The sequence below is a fragment of the Amycolatopsis sp. genome (assembly GCF_025464955.1).
Lineage (GTDB): Bacteria > Actinomycetota > Actinomycetes > Mycobacteriales > Pseudonocardiaceae > Amycolatopsis.
Genome location: NZ_JAODNM010000042.1, coordinates 24,988 through 43,416, shown reverse-complemented (window position 1 = coordinate 43,416; position 18,429 = coordinate 24,988). Strand labels below are relative to the sequence as shown.

Genomic DNA, 18,429 nt, shown 5'->3' with positions numbered 1-18,429 from the left:
ATCCGCTTCGAAGACCCAGGCGCAACACCGTTCACCTGTAACAGAATACCGACCCACTCCAGGGCTCGTGAGTGCCGCGACCGGATCACCCGGCCGCGACACTGACGAGCCCTGACTGCATTCCCCGACACAACAGCAACTCGCCGTCGACTTGCGAACGCCGACAGCGGTACTGAATCGGGGGACGGCGGGTACGAATCATTCCTACCAGGGGTCGGCGGGACGAACGGGACCGGGCGTAGCGAGCCTCGGCAGCCACCGCGTCACGGATGCGGCGCTCGGATCCGTACCGCGCGCCCGTCGTCGCCCCGGTCCTCGCGTCAGTCGACGGGACCGCACGCACGACGGTGACGGCGCTTCCCGAATCGCAACTCACCGCCGACTTGCGAACGCCCGACTGCCACAGTCCTGCTGCAGCAAGACCAACGAATCCGACCAAGATCACCAATCTCCACCATCGGTGGATCCAGGCCTTACGCCATGAAGGTGGCCTTCACGACACGTCACAACGCCACACCAGCCGCATCCAACTCGCCCCGGTCCTTGCTGCAGTAAAGCCGAACCCACCACCTCAACCGACCAACCACCCGCCACACCCTAAAGTTCCACGCAGTGGCGTTCAACGCACTGCGAGGATCGCCATGTCGTGGCCTTGCGGGGTCCTGGGCGCGCAGCAAAAACTAACTCGCGTGCACAGACACGATTCTCCGTTCATGATGGGCTCTCCGAGAAAGAGCCCAGAAAGGACGGAGAACCGTGCAGGCCGTAGTGACCGTGACGCCGACGCAGCTGCCGGAGGTGCTGCTGAACGTCGCCGTCGTACGGCCGGTGTTCCTTTGGGGTGCGCCCGGGATCGGGAAGTCCTCACTGGTCCGCGATTTCGCGGCTTCGCTCGGCCTGGACTGCGTGTCCTTGTGCTCGGCAGGGCGTTGGGGGCGATCGCGTCCTACGCCGCAGCCCGGGACGTCCCAGCCGCGCGAGTGGTGTTCTGCGACGCCGTCGCGTACGACGCCGGCTACCTGTCCGTCGACGACATCGCCGGTCGCGTGAAGGTCCGCGGCCGCGGCGGAACCGTTCTACAGCCCGGGATCCGGCTACTGGAGGGCGCGGACGACTTCCCCGCCGACGGCCCGATCCTGATCATCACCGACGGCTACTGCGACGTCCTGCACGTCCGCCGCGAACACGCCTACCTCGTCCCGGTCGGCAACCGCCTCCCGTTCACCGCGCGAGGGCCGGTGTTCCGGGTCCGCTGAAAACGCGCTAGTGCTCCGGGTGCCAGTCGAGGTCTCGGCTGGTCAGAGGGCGGCCTGGCAGCGGGGTGCCGGGCTGGGCGCGGAGGCCGTCGAGCATGAGCGCCATGCAGCGGTCCGCCGTGAGCCGAGCGGCGTCCTCGCTGGGACTGATGACCTGGCGCAGGAGCAGGGCGAACAGCATCGCGACGTCACCGGTGTCGATGTCCTTGCGGAGCGCTCCCTCGGCCTGTGCCGCGTGGACGACGACGTCGAGCTCGGCGAGCAGCGCGCCGCGGAACTCGTCGATCGTCCCGTCCCCGGTCAGCACCGACGCGGCCACCTGGGACACCATCGCCAGCTGGACGCTCAGTTTGAGCTCCTGCGTCTGCCGCAGGAACCGGACCAGCGCTTCCCACGCCGTCGGCTCCTCGGCCGTGGACGCCCGCGCTTCGTTCAGGACCCGGGTGTAGTTATCCCTGGCGACGGCACCGATCAGGGCGTCACGATCGGGGAACCGCCGGTAGAGGGTGCCGACCCCGACGCCGGCGGCGCGCGCGATCTCCTCCATCGGGACGTCCGGGCCCTGCCGAGTGAAGATCTCCCGCGCGGCGGCGATGATCTGGTCCCGGTTCCGGCGCGCGTCTGCCCGCAACGGGGTCTCGGGGTCCGCTGTCATGCCACTCGCCTCTCCGGATTCGCCAAGCGGGCCGATTCTCGCACGCCGGGGCAAGTCGCGATACGTGATCACCGCAGCTGGGGCAGCCCGAAAGTGCCCGGTGACCACCCAGGAAGACACAACGTAGCGTGACGATCACCCTGGCGCGACGTCAGCAGGTCACCGGGTCCCGGCATTTATCGGGAATAGTCACCCTTTCGCTAGTGGACGATCTTCTTCCGCTTCGGTACGTTGGGCTCTAGAACCGGAATGTAATCATCCACATACACTTTGTCCGGATTGGGGCCAGCGATGACCGAAGTCCTCGACCAGGAAGCCACCAGCTTCCCGATGCCGCGCACGTGCCCGTTCGACCCGCCGCCCGAATACCGGGAAATCCGGGAAGAGGCACCGATCTCCAAGGTCAGCCTGCCCAGCGGCCGCGAGGCATGGGTCATCGCCCGGCACGAAGACGTCCGCGCGGTCCTCACCAACCCGGCCTTCAGCTCCGACCGCAACCACCCGGGCTTCCCGCTGCTGATCCCGAACGTGAACCGCGACCGGCCGTTCCTCCCGATGCTGATCTCGATGGACGCCCCCGAGCACGGGCCCGCCCGGCGCGCCGTCGTCGGCGAGTTCACGGTCCGCCGGATGGAGGCATTGCGCCCCCGCATCCAGGAGATCGTCGACGAGCGCATCGACGCCGTCCTTGCCGCGTCTCAGCCGGCAAACCTCGTCGAACTGTTCTCCCTGCCCATTCCTTCGCTGGTCATCTGCGAGTTGCTGGGCGTGCCGTACGCCGACCACGATTATTTCCAGGCCCGGTCTTCGAAGCTCCTCAACCGCACCACGACCGTGGAAGAGCGCATCGCGGCGGTCGACGAACTGCGGGACTACCTCGACGAACTGGTGACCGCGAAGGAGGAGGAGCCCACCGACGACCTGCTCGGCCGGCAGGTCCTCAAGCAGCGCGAGACCGGCGAGGTCGAGCACGACGAGCTGGTCGGGATGGCGTTCCTGCTGCTGATCGCCGGGCACGAGACCACCGCGAACATGATCTCCCTGAGCACCGTCGGGCTGCTCGAAAACCCGGAGCAGCTCGAAGCGATCAAGAACGACCCGTCGAAGACGTTGCTTGCCGTCGAGGAGCTCCTGCGGTACTTCACCATCGCGGACACCGCGACCGCGCGGGTCGCGACGGCCGACGTCGAGATCGGCGGCCAGCTGATCCGCGCCGGCGAAGGCGTCCTCGGCCTGGGCTACTCGGCAAACCGCGATCCTGAAGCGTTCGACAACGCCGACGACCTGGACATCGAGCGCGGCGCGCGGCACCACGTCGCCTTCGGGTTCGGCGCCCACCAGTGCCTCGGCCAGAACCTCGCCCGGATGGAGCTGCAGATCGTGTTCGACACTCTGTTCCGCCGGATCCCGACGTTGAAGGTCGCCGCGCCGATCGATGACCTGCCGTTCAAGAACGACGCGTCGATCTTCGGCCTGCACGCCCTGCCGGTGACCTGGTGACAGAAACTGCCGAAGCGCCCGTAGTCACGTTCCCGATCGCCCGTGGCTGCCCGTTCGCGCCGCCCGAGGAGTACCGGGCGATTCGCGAGGAGCCATCGCTGAGCAAGGCGAAGCTGCCCAGCGGCGACGACGTGTGGGTCGTCTCGCGGCTGGACGACGCGCGCGCCGCGCTGCTCGAAACGAAGCTGAGTTCGGGCCGTGGCTTGCCGGGCTTCCCGACCCTGCAGAACGGCGCGCGCATCACTCCGGAAGATCTCCCGCCGTCGCTGATCGAGATGGACCCGCCGCAGCACGGCGCCGCACGTCAAACCGTGATCGGGGAGTTCACGATCCGGCGGATGGAAGCCCTGCGTCCCAAGATCCAGGCGATCGTCGACGAGCGGATCGACGAGATGCTCACCGGGCCGCGGCCGGTCGACCTGATGGCGGCGCTCGCTCTGCCGGTGCCGTCGCTCGTCATCTGCGAGATGCTGGGTGTGCCGTACGAGGACCACGAGTTCTTCCAGAGCCGATCGGCCAACCTGCTCAGCGCGACAAAGACGCCGCAGGAGCGGTACGCGAGCTTCCTCGAGTTCAACTCCTATTTGGACGAACTGGTCACGGGAAAGGAAGCCGACCCTGGCGACGACTTCATCGGACGGCAGATCGTCAAGGGCCGCGAGGCCGGGACGTACCACCACGCCGCGTTGGTCCGGATGGCGTTCCTGCTGCTGATCGCCGGGCACGAGACCACCGCGAACATGATCTCGCTGGGCACCGTCGCGCTGCTCGAAAACCCGGAGCAGCTCGCGATGATCCGAGCAGACTCGGGTAAAACCCTCAGCGCCGTCGAGGAGCTGCTGCGGTTCATCAGCATCACCGATACCATCACGGTGCGCCTTGCCACCGAGGACGTCACCATCGGTGCGCAGACCATCCGGGCGGGGGAAGGGGTTCTGGTGCTGGGCTACGCGGCGAACAGCGACCCTGCCGCGTTCGAACGGCCCGAGGAGCTCGACATCGAGCGCGGCGCCCGGCACCACGTGGCCTTCGGTTTCGGGCCGCACCAGTGCCTCGGCCAGAACCTCGCGCGGCTCGAGCTGCAGATCGTGTTCGACACGCTGTTCCGTCGGATCCCGGAGCTTCGGCTCACCCAGCCGGTGTCGGGTTTGAAAACCAAGGAGGCCATTATCTACGGCCTCCGCGAACTGCCGGTCACCTGGTAGGAGGACTCATGAAAATCATCGCCGACACGTCGCGCTGCGTGGGCGCCGGACAGTGCGTGCTCACCGAGCCGGGCATCTTCGACCAGAGCGAGGACGACGGCACCGTGATCGTGCTGATCTCCGAGCCGCCGGCCGATCTGGAGGCCGCGGTCCGCGAGGCCGTCCACATCTGCCCCAGCCAAGCGCTCTCCCTGCTGGACGACTCCGGCGCGTAGGACTCGCGAGTGTTCCGGGCGCGTTCTACCCGGCCGGAACACTCACGAGCCACCTACTTGACCGCGCCCATGGACAGGCCCCGGACGAGGTGGTTCTGCGCGAACCAGCCGACCAGCATCACTGGGAGCGACGCCAGCAGCGCGGCGGCTGAAAGCTGTGCCCAGTAAAGACCCTCGCTCGTGATGAACCCGACGAGGAACACCGGCACGGTCCCGGCCCTGGCCGCGGTCAGGTTGACCGAGTAGAAGAACTCCGTCCACGAGAAGATCACGCAGATCAACGCCGTCGCGGCGATCCCGGGCGCGACCACCGGCGCGATGATCTTGCGCAGCAGGGTCGGCAGGTTCGCGCCGTCGATGCGGCCGGCTTCGATCATCTCGTGCGGTACTTCGAGGAAGAACGACCGCATCATCCAGATCGCCAGCGGCAGGTTCATCGCGGTGTACAGGATGATCAGCGCCCACACGTTGTCGAGCAGCGCAGTGTCCTGCGAAATGATGTACAGCGGGATGATCGCGGCGACCACCGGCAACATCTTGGTGGACAGGAAGAACCCGAGCGCCCGGCTCGTCCCCTTCACCGGCGCCAACGAAAGCGCGTACGCCGCGGGCACGGCGAGCAGCACCACGACGAGGGTGGAAATCACCGTCACGAACGCCGAATTCGCCAGGTACGGCAGGAAACCACGGTCGATCACACCCCGGAACTGGTCGAGAGTCGGGGTGAAGAACAGCTTCGGCGGGTCGGTATAGGCGTCGGATTCCTGTTTGAACGCCGTGATCACCATCCACAGCAACGGGAACACGAACAGGATCGCGAGGACCCAGGTCGCCGCGGTCAGCGAAATCGGGCCGAACTTCTTGCTGCCGATCGGTTTCGCACTCATTTCACGCCCCCGTTCACACCGAAGGTGCGGAACATCAACCGGAGCGCGAAAGAAGCGACGATCATCGTCAACACCACGACGATCACCCCCATCGCGGACGACTGGCCGACGTCGAAGCCCTGGAAGGCGCGCTGGTAAATGTAGTACGGCAGGTTGGTGCTCGCGGTGCCCGGCCCGCCCTGCGTCATCAGGAACACCGAGTCGAAGCTGTTGACGATGTAGATCGCGCCCAGCAGCGTCGCGAGCTGCAGGAACCGGCTCAGATGCGGCAACGTGATGGAGACGAACGTCCGCCAGCGGCCCGCGCCGTCGACCGACGCCGCCTCCAGGACGTCCTTCGGCTGGCTCTGCAGCCCGGCGAGGATCAGCAGCATCATGAACGGCGTCCACTGCCAGACGACTTGCGCCATCACCGAAGCCAGCGGAAACTTCGAAAGCCAGTCAGTATTCGTCTGGAACACGAAATGCAACAGCCCATACGTCGGGTCGAACATCGTCGTCTTCCACAGCAGCGCCCCGGCGGCGGGCAGGATCAAGAACGGCGTGATGAGCAGCGTGCGCACCACCCCGCGGCCGAGGAACTTGCGGTCGAGCAGGATCGCGAGCCCCAGCCCGGACAGCAGCGAGAACAGCACGCAGACCACGGTCATCACGATGGTGTTCAGCAGCGCGGTCAAGAACGTCTTGTCGGCGAACACGTCGAGGTAGTTCTGCAGGCCGACGAAGTGCCGCGAGCCGGGCCGCACCAGGTTCCATGACTGGAACGAGTAGACCACGGTGAGGATGAACGGCAGCTGGGTCACCGCGATGACGAAGAACAACGCGGGCAGCAGCGGGAGCCGTCGTTTCATCCCGGACGGCTTGGCCTTCTTCACCGGCGCGACGTGGCGGGGCGCGGTGATCGCGGGCGCGGAGACCGCGGTGCTCATGGTGCCTCCTGGTAGGATTTTCCGACCGTCTGCGCGTATTCCTGGGATTGCTGAAGGGCCTCGTCAACGGAGATCTGCCCCGCGATCGCGGCCGAAAGCTGTTGGCTCACCCGGGTTCCGAGGTCCTGGAACTCCGGGATCCCGACGAACTGGATGCCCGGATACGGCACCGGGTTCACCATTTCCTTCTGCTGGTTGGCGTCCGCGATACCGTCCAGTGTCGGCTGCGCGTATGCCTTGGCCGCTGCCAGATAGGCGGGGATCTGGTAGGTCGAGTTCCGCACGCCCGGCGGAACCCGGTTCCAGCCGTAGGCTTTGGCGACTTTCTGCACGTACTCCTTGTTCGTCATCCACTGCAGGAACGCCCACGCGTCATCAGTGTTCTTTCCCCTGCGTCCCTCGGGCCCTTGGGGAATCGCGAGCGACCAGGTATAGAGCCAACCGCTGCTTTGCGTCTTCTCGACGGGAGCAGGCGCATAGCCGGACTTCCCGACGATCTTGCTACTGGTCGGGTCCTCATTGGTCCCCGCCATCACCGTCGCGTCGTACCACATCGCGGCCTGGCCCTGTGTGTACCGCGTGCCGCACTCGGAGAAGCCCGCACTCGACGCGCCGACCTCACCGTGCTGGCGGACGAGGTTGACGTAGAAGTTCGCCGCTGCCTTGAATTCCGGCGAATCCAGCTTGGCGTTCCAGTTTTTGTCGAACCACTGCCCGCCGAAAGTGTTGACGACGGTGGAAAACGGCGCGAGGCTTTCGCCCCAACCCGGATCGCCGCGCAGGCAGATCCCGGCGACGCCGTCCGCCTTGTCGTCGAGCTTCGCGGCGAAGTCAGCTATCTGCGTCCACGTCGGATGTGCGGGCATGGTGAGCCCGGCCTTCGCGAACAGGTCCTTGCGGTAAGCGAGGAAGGACGATTCGCCGTAGAACGGCACGGCGTACATGTTTCCCTGGTAGGACAACGAGTTCTTGATGCTGGGGATGAAGTCCGCCGGGGCGTAACCGGGGCTCTTCGCTGGGCTGTCGATGTACGGCTGCAGGTTTTCCAGCCACCCGTTCGCCGCCCACTGCGGAGCTTCGTAGTTGCTGATCATGACGGCGTCGAACTCGCCGCCGCCGGTCGCCGTCGACGCGGTGATCTTCGCCCTCGCCTCGTTTTCAGGCAGTGAAACGAACTTCAGGTGGACGCCGGGGTGCTCCTCCTCGAACTCGCCCGACAACGACACGGCGTCGTTCATCTGCGGGTTGGACACGATCCCGATGACCAGCGTCCGGCCGCTCGCGCCGAGCTCACCCGCGCCGGCGCATCCCGACGCCACGAGCGCCGTCGTGAGCAGCAGGATCGGCAGCCGCTTACGCATGGCTCGACCCCGGCAGAACCTGCACCTTGAGCCCAGCACCACTGCGCATGAGCGCGAGCGCATCAGGGTACTGGTCCAGCGGCAGGGAACCGGTGAGCAGCGAATCGACGTCGATCGAGCCGGACGCGACCAGGTCGAGCGCGGTGCCGTAGCTGTTCAGCACGGCCATCGAGCCGACCACGGTGATCTCGTCGTTGTAGACCCGGAACGGCGACAGCGCGACACGTGCTTCGGCGGGTGCGACGCCGAAGACAAGCAGGCGGCCTCCTCGGTTGAGCGAATCGAATGCGGCCTCGATCGCCGGGGCCGCGCCTGTGCAGTCCACCGCCGCGTCGAACTTCTCGCCGTCCAACTCGGTGACGTCGACGGCGACGGCGTGCGCGCCGAGTTCAGTGGCGCGCGGAAGCCGGGCCGCGTTGCGGTCGACCACGGTGACGCGGGCTCCGCCGCGCTGCAGCAACTGCTGCATGAGCAGGCCCATCGTGCCGGCGCCGATGACGAGGAACCGCTCCCCCACGTTGACGCCGATCCGCCGAACACCGTGCACTGCGCAGGAAAGCGGCTCAACGACGGCGCCCTGCTCCCAGGTCATCGAGTCCGGCATCCGGTGGCAGTTGGCCGACGGAACCGCGACGTACTCAGCGAAGGCGCCGTCGACGGTGTCGCCGGTGGCACCCCAGTTCGCGCAGAGGTTGCCGTGGCCGGACCGGCACGGGGTGCAGAACCCGCAGAACAGGGACGGGTCGACGGCGACGCGGTCGCCCACCCGCCACTCGGCGGGGACGTCCGCCCCGAGTTCGATGATCCGGCCGGCGAACTCGTGGCCGGGCACGATCGGATACGGCGTCGGCGGGAAGTGTCCGTCGGCGATGTGGAGGTCGGTGCCGCAGATACCGCAGGCGCCGACTTCGACCACCACCTGGCGTTCCCCGGGCTTGGGGTCGGGCACTTCGCCGACCCGGAGCTGGCCCGGCTGGTCAATGATCGCGGCGCGCATTCCTCACCTCTTCTTCCGCTCAAATGAGCGGCCTGGGGACTCTGCTGGGACCTAGGCGGTGCCGGTTACGTTCTGGCATTGAAGGCGTTTCGTCGGAGTTACGTCAACCTTTAACCCGGATTTCCCGATGTTTTCGCGCTATAGTGCTCATATGAGCGCTTCAAGGAAGTCCGCTCGACCAGCTGACACGGTTCTGCTCGCTTCGGTCGCCCGCCGGTTCTACGTACAGGGGCGGTCGAAACTCGAGATCGCCGGCGAGTTCGGCGTCAGCCGGTTCAAGGTGGCCAGAATGCTTGATACGGCTAGGGAAACCGGGTTGGTCAAGGTGGAATTCGACCTGCCGGTGCCGGTGGATCTGACGCTGTCCGACGAGCTGCGGTCGGCGTACGGACTGAAGTGCGCGCTGGTGCTCCAACGAGCGCACGACGGCGATCAGGACACTCGACGCCGGATCGGCGCACTCGCGGCCGACCTGCTCGCCGAGATCGTCACGACCGGCGACGTCCTCGGCCTGTCGTGGGCACGTTCGGTGAACGCGATGACCGAGGCGATCCGCTCGTTGCCGCGGTGCCCGATCGTGCAGCTGTGCGGAGTCCAGGCGGGCATGGACATGCGGGACCGGTCCGTCGAGACGGTCAGCCGGGTCACCGCGGTGTCCGGCGGCGAGGCGTACCCGATCTTCGGCCCGCTCGTCCTGCCCGACAGCCGCACGGCAGAGACACTGCGCCGCCAGCCCGGGATCGCCGAAACCTTCGCCCAGTTCCGCAACCTGACCAAGGCCGTGGTCAGCATCGGCGCGTGGCAGCCCGGCGAGTCCACCGTGCACGACGCGATCAGCCCGACCGACCGGGCGGCGATCGGCAAGCGCGGGGTCAAGGCCGAGGTCGCGGCCCGGTTGTTCGACGCCGACGGGAACGAGCTATCGACTGGCCTCGCGCACCACGTCCTGGCGATCAGCGCGGCGGAACTGCGTCGCGTCCCGGAGGTGATCGCGCTCAGCTACGGGAAGCCCAAGGGCGAAGCCACCGATGCCGTCCTGCGGTCCGGCATCGTGTCGACCCTGATCACCGACGCCGACGCCGCCGAACGCATGCTCGCCCTAGCCGCCACCCGCCCACCGTCCCCCCACCCCGTCTGATCCCGCACCTGATCCCGTGGGCGCGTCCAGGACGATCCCACTTTTGCGCTTTTGTGGGGTCCTTGAGACTTCAACGAGGGCACAAAAGTACAAAAGTGGCTCTTGTGCTGTGCGAGTCCCACGTTCACCGAGGGCGAGTCCCACACTCAGACCGGCGAGTCCCACACCCAGCTCCGGACACCGGCATTCGCCATACACCGACACGACCCGGCCCTTGCTGCGGTAAAACGCAGCCAGTCCACAGCAACCAGCACCCACATAGACGACCGAAGAACCACAAAAGTGCCCTCGTTGCGTGCCCCGGTGTTAGCGGACGAGGACGGGGAGGGCGTCGACGCCGTAGACGATGGAAAGCTTGCGGTACGGGATGTCCGCGACTTCCCCGGCCAGGCGCAGCTCCGGAAAGCGGCGGACGAGCGCCGGATACGCGGCTCGGAGCTCCATCTTCGCCAGCTCGGCGCCGATGCAGCGGTGCATGCCCCAGCCGAACGCCAGGTGCGGGTCGGTCTTGCGCCTCGAGTCGAACGTCTCCATGCCCTCGCCGAGCGCGCTGTCGCGGTTCGCGCCGCTGAGCGAGCACAGCACGATGTCGCCCTTCGAGATCGTCACGCCGGCGACTTCGACGTCGGCCTTGGCAAACCGCGGAAACGCCATCTGCACCACGGACAGGTACCGCAGCAGCTCGTCGACGAACGCGTTGATCGCGGTGTCGTCGTCGTGGACGAGCTTGAACTGGTCCGGGTCGCGCAGGAGCACGATCGCGCCGAGCGCCAGCATGCTCGCCGTCGTCTCGAGGCCACCGGTCAACAGGCCGTCGGCCAACCCGGCGAGCTCGATGTCGTCGATGTCGTCGCCGTGTTCCTTGATCAACATGCCGAGCAGTCCTTCACCCGGGTTCGCGCGCTGCTTCTTGGCGACGTCGAGCAAGTACTCCAAGGACTCCGAAATCGCGCCGAGCGACGCGCCCGCGCCGCCAAACAGGTCGAACCGGGCCGTGCTCAGCCGCTGGAAGTCGGCGCGATCCTCATACGGGACGCCGAGCAGCTCGCAGATCACCAGCGACGGGATCGGCAGCGCGAACGCCGTCATCAGGTCGACCGTGCCTTCGGTCGCGGCCATCGCGTCGAGCTGTTCCTCCACGATCGCGTGAATTCGCGGGGTCAGCCTGCCGAGCCGCCGCATGGTGAATTCCGGCGTCAGCATCTTCCGCAACCGCGTGTGGACCGGCGGATCGGCGAACCCGAGCCCACCGGGATTCTGGTCCTCGGTGACCCCCGCGCTGCCCACCAGATTAGTGAAATCGTTACTGAAATCGTCGGTCGCGCTCAGCACGGCCTTCGATTCCTCGTAACCCGTCACCACCCACGCGTTGAAGCCGAACGGCAGCGCGACCTTGCTGATCGGCTCGACCTCGCGAATGGCCCCGAGATCACGCACCGGATCCAGCTCGTCACGACGTAACGGCATCAGCACGGCCTCGGGAAGAAACGAGAGCTTCGTCAGATCGAAACCTTGCTTTGTTTTCCTGGCAAGGTATTTGCGCCCCAGCCACGAAACCACGCGTGAGCGGACATTCGCCATGGTCACCACGGTACCCGACCGACGAAAAGGACTTTCCGCTACAGCTGGTCGACGGCCGTGATGTGGACCACGGCGAATCCCGCTTCGTCGGACGCCGCGAGGTCGACCTCGGCGCTGATGCCCCAATCGTGATCACCCGCGGGGTCGTCGAAGATCTGCCGGACCCGCCACAGCTCGGGTTCGCGCTCGATCATCATCAACGCCGGGCCGCGCGCGTCGGGGCCGATGCCCAGGCTGTCGTGCTCCTCGAAATACGGCTCGAGCGCGTCCTGCCAGGCGTCGGTGTCCCAACCGGACACTCCGTCGAGCTCGCCCAGCGCCCAGTACGCGCGCCGCGCCGCCAGCTCCACGCGGCGGAAGAGCTCGTTGCGCACCAGTACTCGGAAGGCCCGCTCGTTGAGGGTGACCGGCGGCGGTCCTTCCGGGAGCGCCGGCGGCGCCGTCGGGTCTTCGTCGTCCGGGTGGCGCAGTGCTTCCCATTCGTCGAGCAGGCTGGAGTCGACCTGCCGGACGAGCTCGCCGAGCCACTCGATGAGGTCCTGCAGCGCCTCGGTCTTCGCCTCGTCGGGCACCGTGTGGCGCAACGTGTCGTAGGCGTCGGTGAGGTACCGCAACACCAGGCCCTCCGACCGGGCGAGCGAATAGAACCCCACGTACTCGACGAAGTTCATCGCGCGCTCGTACATGTCGCGGACGACGGACTTCGGCGAAAGCTCGTAGTCGTCGACCCACGGATGCCCCGACCGGTAGCTGGCATACGCCACCTGCAGCAGCTCCTCGAGCGGCTTCGGGTAGGTGACGTTCTCCAGCAGTTCCATGCGCTCGTCGTACTCGATGCCCTCAGCCTTCATCGCCTGGACGGCCTCGCCGCGCGCCTTGAACTGCTGCGCCGACAGGATCTGCCTCGGGTTATCCACAATGGATTCCACAATGGACACGATGTCGAGCGGGTAGCTGGGCGACTCGACGTCGAGCAGGTCGACGGCGGCGAGCGCGAACGGCGACAGCGGCTGGTTGAGCGCGAAGTCGAACTGCAGGTCGATGGTGAGCCGCACAGTCCGACCCTGATCGTCCGGCTCGTCGAGCCGCTCCACGACACCGGCCGCGAGCAGCGCGCGGTAGATCTGGATCGCGCGCAGGATGAGCTTGCGCTGCGACGGCCTGTCCTCGTGGTTGTCCTCGAGCAGGTGCCGCATCGAGTCGAAAGCGTTGCCCGGCCTCGAAATCACGTTCAGCAGCATCGAGTGCGTGACCTTGAAGCTCGACGTCAGTTGCTCCGGCTCCGCCGCGACGAGCCGCTCGAACGTGCTGTCCGTCCAGTTGACGAACCCCTCGGGCGCCTTCTTGCGGGTGATCTTGCGCTTCTTCTTCGGATCGTCCCCGGCCTTTTCCAGCGCCTTCGCGTTCTCGATGACGTGGTCGGGCGCCTCGACGACGACGTACCCGTCGGTGTCGTACCCGGCCCGCCCCGCGCGCCCGGCGATCTGGTGGAACTCGCGCGCCTTGAGGTGGCGCTGCCGCACGCCGTCGTACTTCGTCAGCGCGGAGAACACCACGGTCCGGATCGGCACGTTGATGCCGACGCCGAGGGTGTCCGTCCCGCAGATCACCTTCAGCAGCCCGGCCTGGGCGAGCTGCTCGACCAGCCGCCGGTACTTGGGCAGCATGCCCGCGTGATGCACGCCGATCCCGTGCCGGACCAGCCGCGACAGCGTCTTGCCGAACCCGGCCGCGAACCGGAACTCGCCGATCGTCTCGGCGATCGCGTCCTTTTCGGCCCGGCTGGTGACGTTGATGCTCATCAGCGTCTGCGCGCGCTCGATCGCGGCGGCCTGCGAGAAGTGCACGACGTACACCGGTGCCTGACCACCGTTGAGCAGCTCGGAAATCGTCTCGTGCAGGGGGGTGGTGACGTAGTTGTAGGTCAGCGGCACCGGGCGCTGCGTCGACGTGATCGCCGCTGTCGGCCGCCCGGTGCGCCTGGTCAGGTCATCCTTGAAGAACGACACATCGCCCAGCGTCGCCGACATGAGCACGAACTGCGCCTTCGGCAGTTCGAGGATCGGCACCTGCCAAGCCCAGCCGCGGTCGGGTTCGGAGTAGAAGTGGAACTCGTCGGCGATGACCTGGCCGACCTCGGCGTCGGCACCGAACCGCAACGCGATGTTCGCCAAGATTTCCGCCGTGCAGCAGATGATCGGCGCGTCCCCGTTGACCGCGGAGTCCCCGGTCATCATGCCGACGTTCTCGGCCCCGAAGATCTCGATGAGCTGGAAGAACTTCTCGGAGACCAGTGCCTTGATCGGCGCGGTGTAGTAGCTGCGCTTCCCGTACGCGAGCGCGGTGAAGTGGGCCCCGACCGCGACCAGGCTCTTGCCGGAGCCGGTCGGCGTCGACAAGATCACGTTGGCCCCGGAGACGACCTCGATCAGCGCTTCTTCCTGCGCGGGATACAGCTCGAGCCCCCGCTCCAGCGTCCACGAGGAGAACGCTTCGAAGAGCTTGTCGGGGTCCGGATCTGCGGGAATGCGCTGCGCCAGGTTCTGTGTCGTCTCCATCAGGGTGTCCATCGTGCCATTCGCCCCCGGCGGGTCCCGACCGACTTCCGTACTGAACTTGGCCAGGGGCGATCGCGGCTCACAGGCGAAGCCCGTAGGCTGCGCGTACCGCGCACCGTTTGGGGGAACCTCCAGGCCGGGGCGCACACGGGCGGTAATTCCGGAGGGTTGGAATGGCACAGGACATCATCCCGATCGAACTCGGGCTTCCGCAGGGCGATCTGGTCACCCTGTGGGCCCCGCGCTGGCGGGAAGACGGCGAGGAATGGGAAGCGTTCCTCGGCGACGACGAGGACCTGTACGCCTTCCCCGACGCCGCGCATCTGTCCGCGTTCGTCCGGAAGGCCGAGCAGCACGACCTCATCGACCACCCGGCGTGGCACGTGGTGCCGGCGCTGAACGTCCCGGAGCTGATCCCGGACGACGATCACTCCTACGACCTGGTCGGCGTGCCCGAGCTGGTCGCCGAGGACCGCGACCAGTGGACGATCGCCGAGCTCGCCGAGATCGTCGGCATCGTGCGTTCGCTCGCCGACGTCTGCGAGCTCGACGAGGTGCACGAGGTCCTCGACTCCTGTGAGGGTTTCTCGCTGCTCGAGCAGGGCCGGCAGCCGTTCACCGGGCGTGACGGCGACCTGCTGTGGACCGACCTGTCGACCGCGGTGTCCGAGAAGTGGGACATCGTCCTCGACGCGATCGACAACCTGGTGACCGTGCCCGAGGTCGACCCGGCGCTGCTGGAGCAGACGGCCGAAGAGCTGGCCACGTTCCTCGAGGAGTCCGCCGAAGCCGAGGCCGCCGCGGCCGCCGCGCTGGGCACCGACGCCGACGACCTCGACACCGCGGAAGCCACCGACGAAGACGATTCCGACGAAGACGACGAGGAGGACGACGCCCCTGTCGGCTTCTGGGCCGAGGTCGGCATCGACCCGATCAAGATCATCACCTCCGCCGGCGAGTACGTCACGCTGCGGTGCTACCTCGACGACGAGCCGATCTTCCTCGGCACCGACGGCGAGATCGACGTCTTCACCTCGGCGAAGGCGCTCATCCGCAAGCTCGCCGACGGCAAGTCGCTCGCCGAGACCGACCTGGCCGAGGTGTCCACTTGGGACGAGGTGCTCACCAAGGCGACCGCCGGTGAGCTCGAGATCGAGGTCGACAGCGACAACACCTACGTGCTGACAGGCCTTGACGAGGACATCGCCGCCGGCGTGGAGACGATCGACGCGAGCCAGCTCGAGCTGGCTGTCGAGCTGCTGTCCGACACCGCCGACTGGGCGGGCGACGAGAGCGTCACCGACGCGCTCGCGAAGTCGGAAAGCCTGGGCTGGCTGGTGTCGTTCGTGCTCCGCCCGGACCCGACCCGGCTCGCCCCGAGCCCGCCGTTCGACGCCGAGCAGGGCACCTGGCGCAAGCTCGTCGAGTCCTTCGAGGACCGCCTGAACGTGGGCTGATTCCCCGGTCCGGAACTGTTCGTGAAGGCCACCTTGACCGCGTCGCACGCGGTGAAGGTGGCCTTCACGAAGGCGGCTTTCAACCGCGGGACAGCTGTTCGGCTCGGACCGGGGTGAGCCAGATGGCGAGCACCGGAAACACCGCAGCGACGCAGAACGCCAGCGCGTAACGCGAGTCGCCGATGACCAGGCCGAGCAGCGGTGGCGTCAGCGACGCGGCCACGTTCTGCGCGGTGTTCTGCGCGCCCATCGCCCGGCCTGCCCACGAGATCCCCGCCAGTTCGGCGGACGCCGTGAAGCCCAATCCGTTGTCGCTCACCGTGATCACCGCGGCGAGGACCAGCGCGAGTACGGCCAGCCACGGCCAGGTTGCATCGCCGAGCGCGACCAGTAGCATCACCGCGGCGCTGGCGAAGGCGAGCTGTCGCATCGGCCGCAGCCTGCTGCCGACACGGTCCGACCAGTACCCCGACGCCAGCCTCCCCGCGGCGCCCAGCACCTGGACCACCGCCAGGAACCACCCCGCAGACAGCAGGCTCCAGTGGTACACCGTCACCAGGAACACCGGCGCGAACGCGGAAACGGCGAACTGCGGGACGACCAGCAACGTGCTCGCGGCATGCAGCCGCCACAGCGTCGGCTCGCGGTACGGCGACCGCGGCTTGGGCTCCGAACCGTCGCCCTTCTCGGCCCGCTGCGGGTCGACGACCAGCCACAGGACCAGCGCGGAGACGACCAGCGACAGAACAGCCGGCAGCAGCATCGCCGCCTGGAATCCGAAGTGCTGGGCCAGCGGCGGCAGGCCGAGCGCGGCGACACCGACGCCGAGCGGCTGCGCCGTCTGGCGGATACCCATCGCGACTCCGCGCTGGCTCTTGCTGAACCAGCCCATCACCACTCGCCCGCTCGACGCGTTCACCGACGCCGTGCTCGCCCCCGCCAGCAGGAACACGACGAACAGCAGCGCGATCGAATGCGTCCCGAGCGCCGCGAACACCAGCAGCAGTCCGGAAAACCCGAGCCCGACGGCCATGATCACGCGCTCGCCGTACCGGTCGACCGCGGCGCCCCAGGCGATCAACGTCAGCAGCAACCCGATGCTGGGCGCGGCAACGACCGTGCCTGCCTGCGCCAGCGAAAGCCCTTCGGCGACGCGCATCGTCGGAACGAGGAACGGGATGCCGTAGAGGAATGAGCAGCTGGCGGTCTGGGCGGCGAGACCGAGCGAGAGGATCAGCCATCGGTTGGGGGTCTTGACCGAGTCCTGTGTCGCTGTCCGCATCGCGCCGCCGTTCCGTACTCTCGACGCATCTCACCATATGAGATACAAGTCTTACATGGTGAATATTAGTTGCCAAGGCTAACCAGTGCAACCGCCTTTCGCGGTCGCGCTGGTCACCCTGGGCGAACTCCGGACGCGCTCAGGCCAGTGCGGCGTACCCCGGCTTGATCACCGTGTTGATCAGCTCGAGCCGCTGATCGAAGTCGATGAAGGCCGATTTCATCGCGTTGATCGTGAACCACTGCAGGTCCGCCAGCCCGTAACCAAAGGCCTCGTGCAGCGCCGCGAACTCGCTCGACATGCTGCAGCCGCTCATCAGCCGGTTGTCGGTGTTGACGGTGACCCGGAACTTGAGCCGGGTCAGCAGGCCGATCGGGTGCTCGGCGATCGAGGTCGCCGCGCCGGTCTGCACGTTGGAGGACGGGCAGATCTCCAACGGGATCCGGGTGTCGCGGACGTACCGCGCCAACCGTCCCAAGTGGACTTTCCCGTCGGCGCCGGTTTCGATGTCGTCGATGATGCGCACACCGTGCCCGAGCCGCTCCGCGCCACAGTGCTGAATCGCTTCCCAGATCGACGCCAGCCCGAACGCCTCGCCGGCGTGAATGGTGAAATGCGCATTGTTTGTTCGAAGGTATTCGAAAGCATCAAGATTTCGGGTCGGCGGGAACCCGTCTTCCGGACCGGCGATGTCGAAGCCCACCACACCCTCGTCTCGGTAACGCACAGCGAGCGTGGCGATTTCGAGCGAACGGGCGTGCTGGCGCATCCCGCAGAGCAGGGTCCCGATGCGGATCCGGTGCCCGCCGACAGCTGCCCGACGCTCCCCCTGCGCGAACCCGACCTGCACGGCTTCAATCACCTTTTCGAGTGACAGTCCGCGCTCGACGAACAGCTCCGGCGCGTACCGCACCTCGGCGTAGACGACCCCGTCTTTCGCCAGGTCCTCGGCACATTCGGCGGCTACCCTGACCAGGGCTTCCTCGGTCTGCATCACACCACACGTATGGGCGAATGTTTCGAGGTACGACTCGAGCGAACCGGAGTCCGCGGCGTCCCGAAACCACCTCCCGAGCGCCTCCGGATCGGTGGTCGGCAGGGCCTTATACCCGATCGCCTCGGCGAGGTCGATCACGGTGCCGGGGCGGAGCCCGCCATCGAGGTGGTCGTGCAGCAGGACCTTGGGGGCACGGAGGATCGTCTCCGCGGACAATCGCTGTTCAGCTGGGGTTTCAGGTGACATGACACAACGGTAGTACCCCCGGCCATTCACCTACAGAGACGCAACTCTCAGGCTGAACTTAACCCTCAGCTTTGTTGATCATGAACGGATTCGGCCATCGGTGGACCGCGCGGTATTGTCGCCTTCACGGGGGCCATACGCACAGCAATTCCGCAATAGATAAGC

Annotated in this window: 15 protein-coding genes; 6 read left to right on the top strand and 9 right to left on the bottom strand. The window is 66.8% G+C overall.

What is annotated here, in order from left to right; genetic code table 11:
* Positions 1–914: 914 nt before the first annotated feature.
* Positions 915–1,256, top strand: a complete 342-nt coding sequence (locus JWQ81_RS09540; protein ID WP_297539726.1) for a hypothetical protein — start codon at positions 915–917, stop codon at positions 1,254–1,256.
* A gap of 7 nt (positions 1,257–1,263) precedes the next feature.
* On the opposite strand, the gene JWQ81_RS09535 is transcribed toward JWQ81_RS09540, so the two are convergent.
* Entirely contained in the window at positions 1,264–1,911 is a 648-nt protein-coding gene (locus JWQ81_RS09535) for a TetR/AcrR family transcriptional regulator (protein ID WP_297539725.1), read from the bottom strand.
* A gap of 291 nt (positions 1,912–2,202) precedes the next feature.
* On the opposite strand from JWQ81_RS09535, the gene JWQ81_RS09530 reads away from it, so the two are divergent.
* The 3 genes from JWQ81_RS09530 to JWQ81_RS09520 are packed head-to-tail and all read left to right on the top strand — an operon-like array spanning position 2,203 to position 4,831.
* Positions 2,203–3,411, top strand: a complete 1,209-nt coding sequence (locus tag JWQ81_RS09530) for a cytochrome P450 (RefSeq protein WP_297539723.1) — start codon at positions 2,203–2,205, stop codon at positions 3,409–3,411.
* Entirely contained in the window at positions 3,408–4,616 is a 1,209-nt protein-coding gene (locus JWQ81_RS09525; protein ID WP_297539722.1) for a cytochrome P450, read from the top strand. Before JWQ81_RS09530 ends, JWQ81_RS09525 begins: the two co-directional genes overlap by 4 nt.
* Positions 4,617–4,624: 8 nt before the next feature.
* Positions 4,625–4,831, top strand: a complete 207-nt coding sequence (locus JWQ81_RS09520; RefSeq protein ID WP_297539721.1) for a ferredoxin — start codon at positions 4,625–4,627, stop codon at positions 4,829–4,831.
* A 53-nt stretch (positions 4,832–4,884) separates the two neighbouring features.
* Here JWQ81_RS09520 and JWQ81_RS09515 read toward each other — a convergent pair whose 3' ends face one another.
* Genes JWQ81_RS09515 through JWQ81_RS09500 form a run of 4 tightly spaced genes read right to left on the bottom strand, consistent with a single transcriptional unit; the run spans position 4,885 to position 9,005 of the window.
* Positions 4,885–5,718, bottom strand: coding sequence for a carbohydrate ABC transporter permease (locus JWQ81_RS09515; protein ID WP_297539720.1), 834 nt, complete (start codon positions 5,716–5,718; stop codon positions 4,885–4,887).
* Positions 5,715–6,647 (bottom strand): carbohydrate ABC transporter permease, encoded by a 933-nt coding sequence (locus JWQ81_RS09510; protein WP_297539718.1) that lies wholly within the window; start codon positions 6,645–6,647, stop codon positions 5,715–5,717. The genes JWQ81_RS09515 and JWQ81_RS09510 overlap by 4 nt, the downstream gene beginning before the upstream one ends.
* A complete protein-coding gene (locus JWQ81_RS09505) occupies positions 6,644–8,008 on the bottom strand; it encodes a sugar ABC transporter substrate-binding protein (RefSeq protein WP_297539716.1) in 1,365 nt (454 codons plus the stop codon). The genes JWQ81_RS09510 and JWQ81_RS09505 overlap by 4 nt, the downstream gene beginning before the upstream one ends.
* Positions 8,001–9,005, bottom strand: a complete 1,005-nt coding sequence (locus JWQ81_RS09500; protein ID WP_297539714.1) for a zinc-dependent alcohol dehydrogenase family protein — start codon at positions 9,003–9,005, stop codon at positions 8,001–8,003. Before JWQ81_RS09500 ends, JWQ81_RS09505 begins: the two co-directional genes overlap by 8 nt.
* A 151-nt stretch (positions 9,006–9,156) precedes the next feature.
* Between JWQ81_RS09500 and JWQ81_RS09495 the strand changes: the two genes are divergently transcribed.
* The gene (locus JWQ81_RS09495; RefSeq protein WP_297539712.1) at positions 9,157–10,143 is read left to right on the top strand and encodes a sugar-binding transcriptional regulator; all 987 of its coding nucleotides are present in this window, start codon (positions 9,157–9,159) and stop codon (positions 10,141–10,143) included.
* A 306-nt stretch (positions 10,144–10,449) separates the two neighbouring features.
* Here JWQ81_RS09495 and JWQ81_RS09490 read toward each other — a convergent pair whose 3' ends face one another.
* Together JWQ81_RS09490 and JWQ81_RS09485 are read right to left on the bottom strand one after the other, a co-directional pair.
* Positions 10,450–11,724 (bottom strand): cytochrome P450, encoded by a 1,275-nt coding sequence (locus JWQ81_RS09490; protein WP_297539710.1) that lies wholly within the window; start codon positions 11,722–11,724, stop codon positions 10,450–10,452.
* 38 nt (positions 11,725–11,762) lie between these two features.
* Entirely contained in the window at positions 11,763–14,282 is a 2,520-nt protein-coding gene (locus tag JWQ81_RS09485) for an RNA helicase (RefSeq protein ID WP_297539708.1), read from the bottom strand.
* 173 nt (positions 14,283–14,455) lie between these two features.
* On the opposite strand from JWQ81_RS09485, the gene JWQ81_RS09480 reads away from it, so the two are divergent.
* On the top strand, positions 14,456–15,739 hold the full coding sequence (locus tag JWQ81_RS09480; protein ID WP_297539707.1) for a primosomal protein: 1,284 nt from the start codon (positions 14,456–14,458) through the stop codon (positions 15,737–15,739).
* 79 nt (positions 15,740–15,818) lie between these two features.
* Here JWQ81_RS09480 and JWQ81_RS09475 read toward each other — a convergent pair whose 3' ends face one another.
* Together JWQ81_RS09475 and JWQ81_RS09470 are read right to left on the bottom strand one after the other, a co-directional pair.
* Complete coding sequence (locus JWQ81_RS09475; RefSeq protein ID WP_297539705.1) at positions 15,819–17,021, bottom strand: MFS transporter; 1,203 nt, start codon at positions 17,019–17,021, stop codon at positions 15,819–15,821.
* Between the two features lie 139 nt (positions 17,022–17,160).
* A complete protein-coding gene (locus JWQ81_RS09470; protein WP_297539704.1) occupies positions 17,161–18,264 on the bottom strand; it encodes an adenosine deaminase in 1,104 nt (367 codons plus the stop codon).
* Between the last annotated feature and the right edge of the window lie 165 nt (positions 18,265–18,429).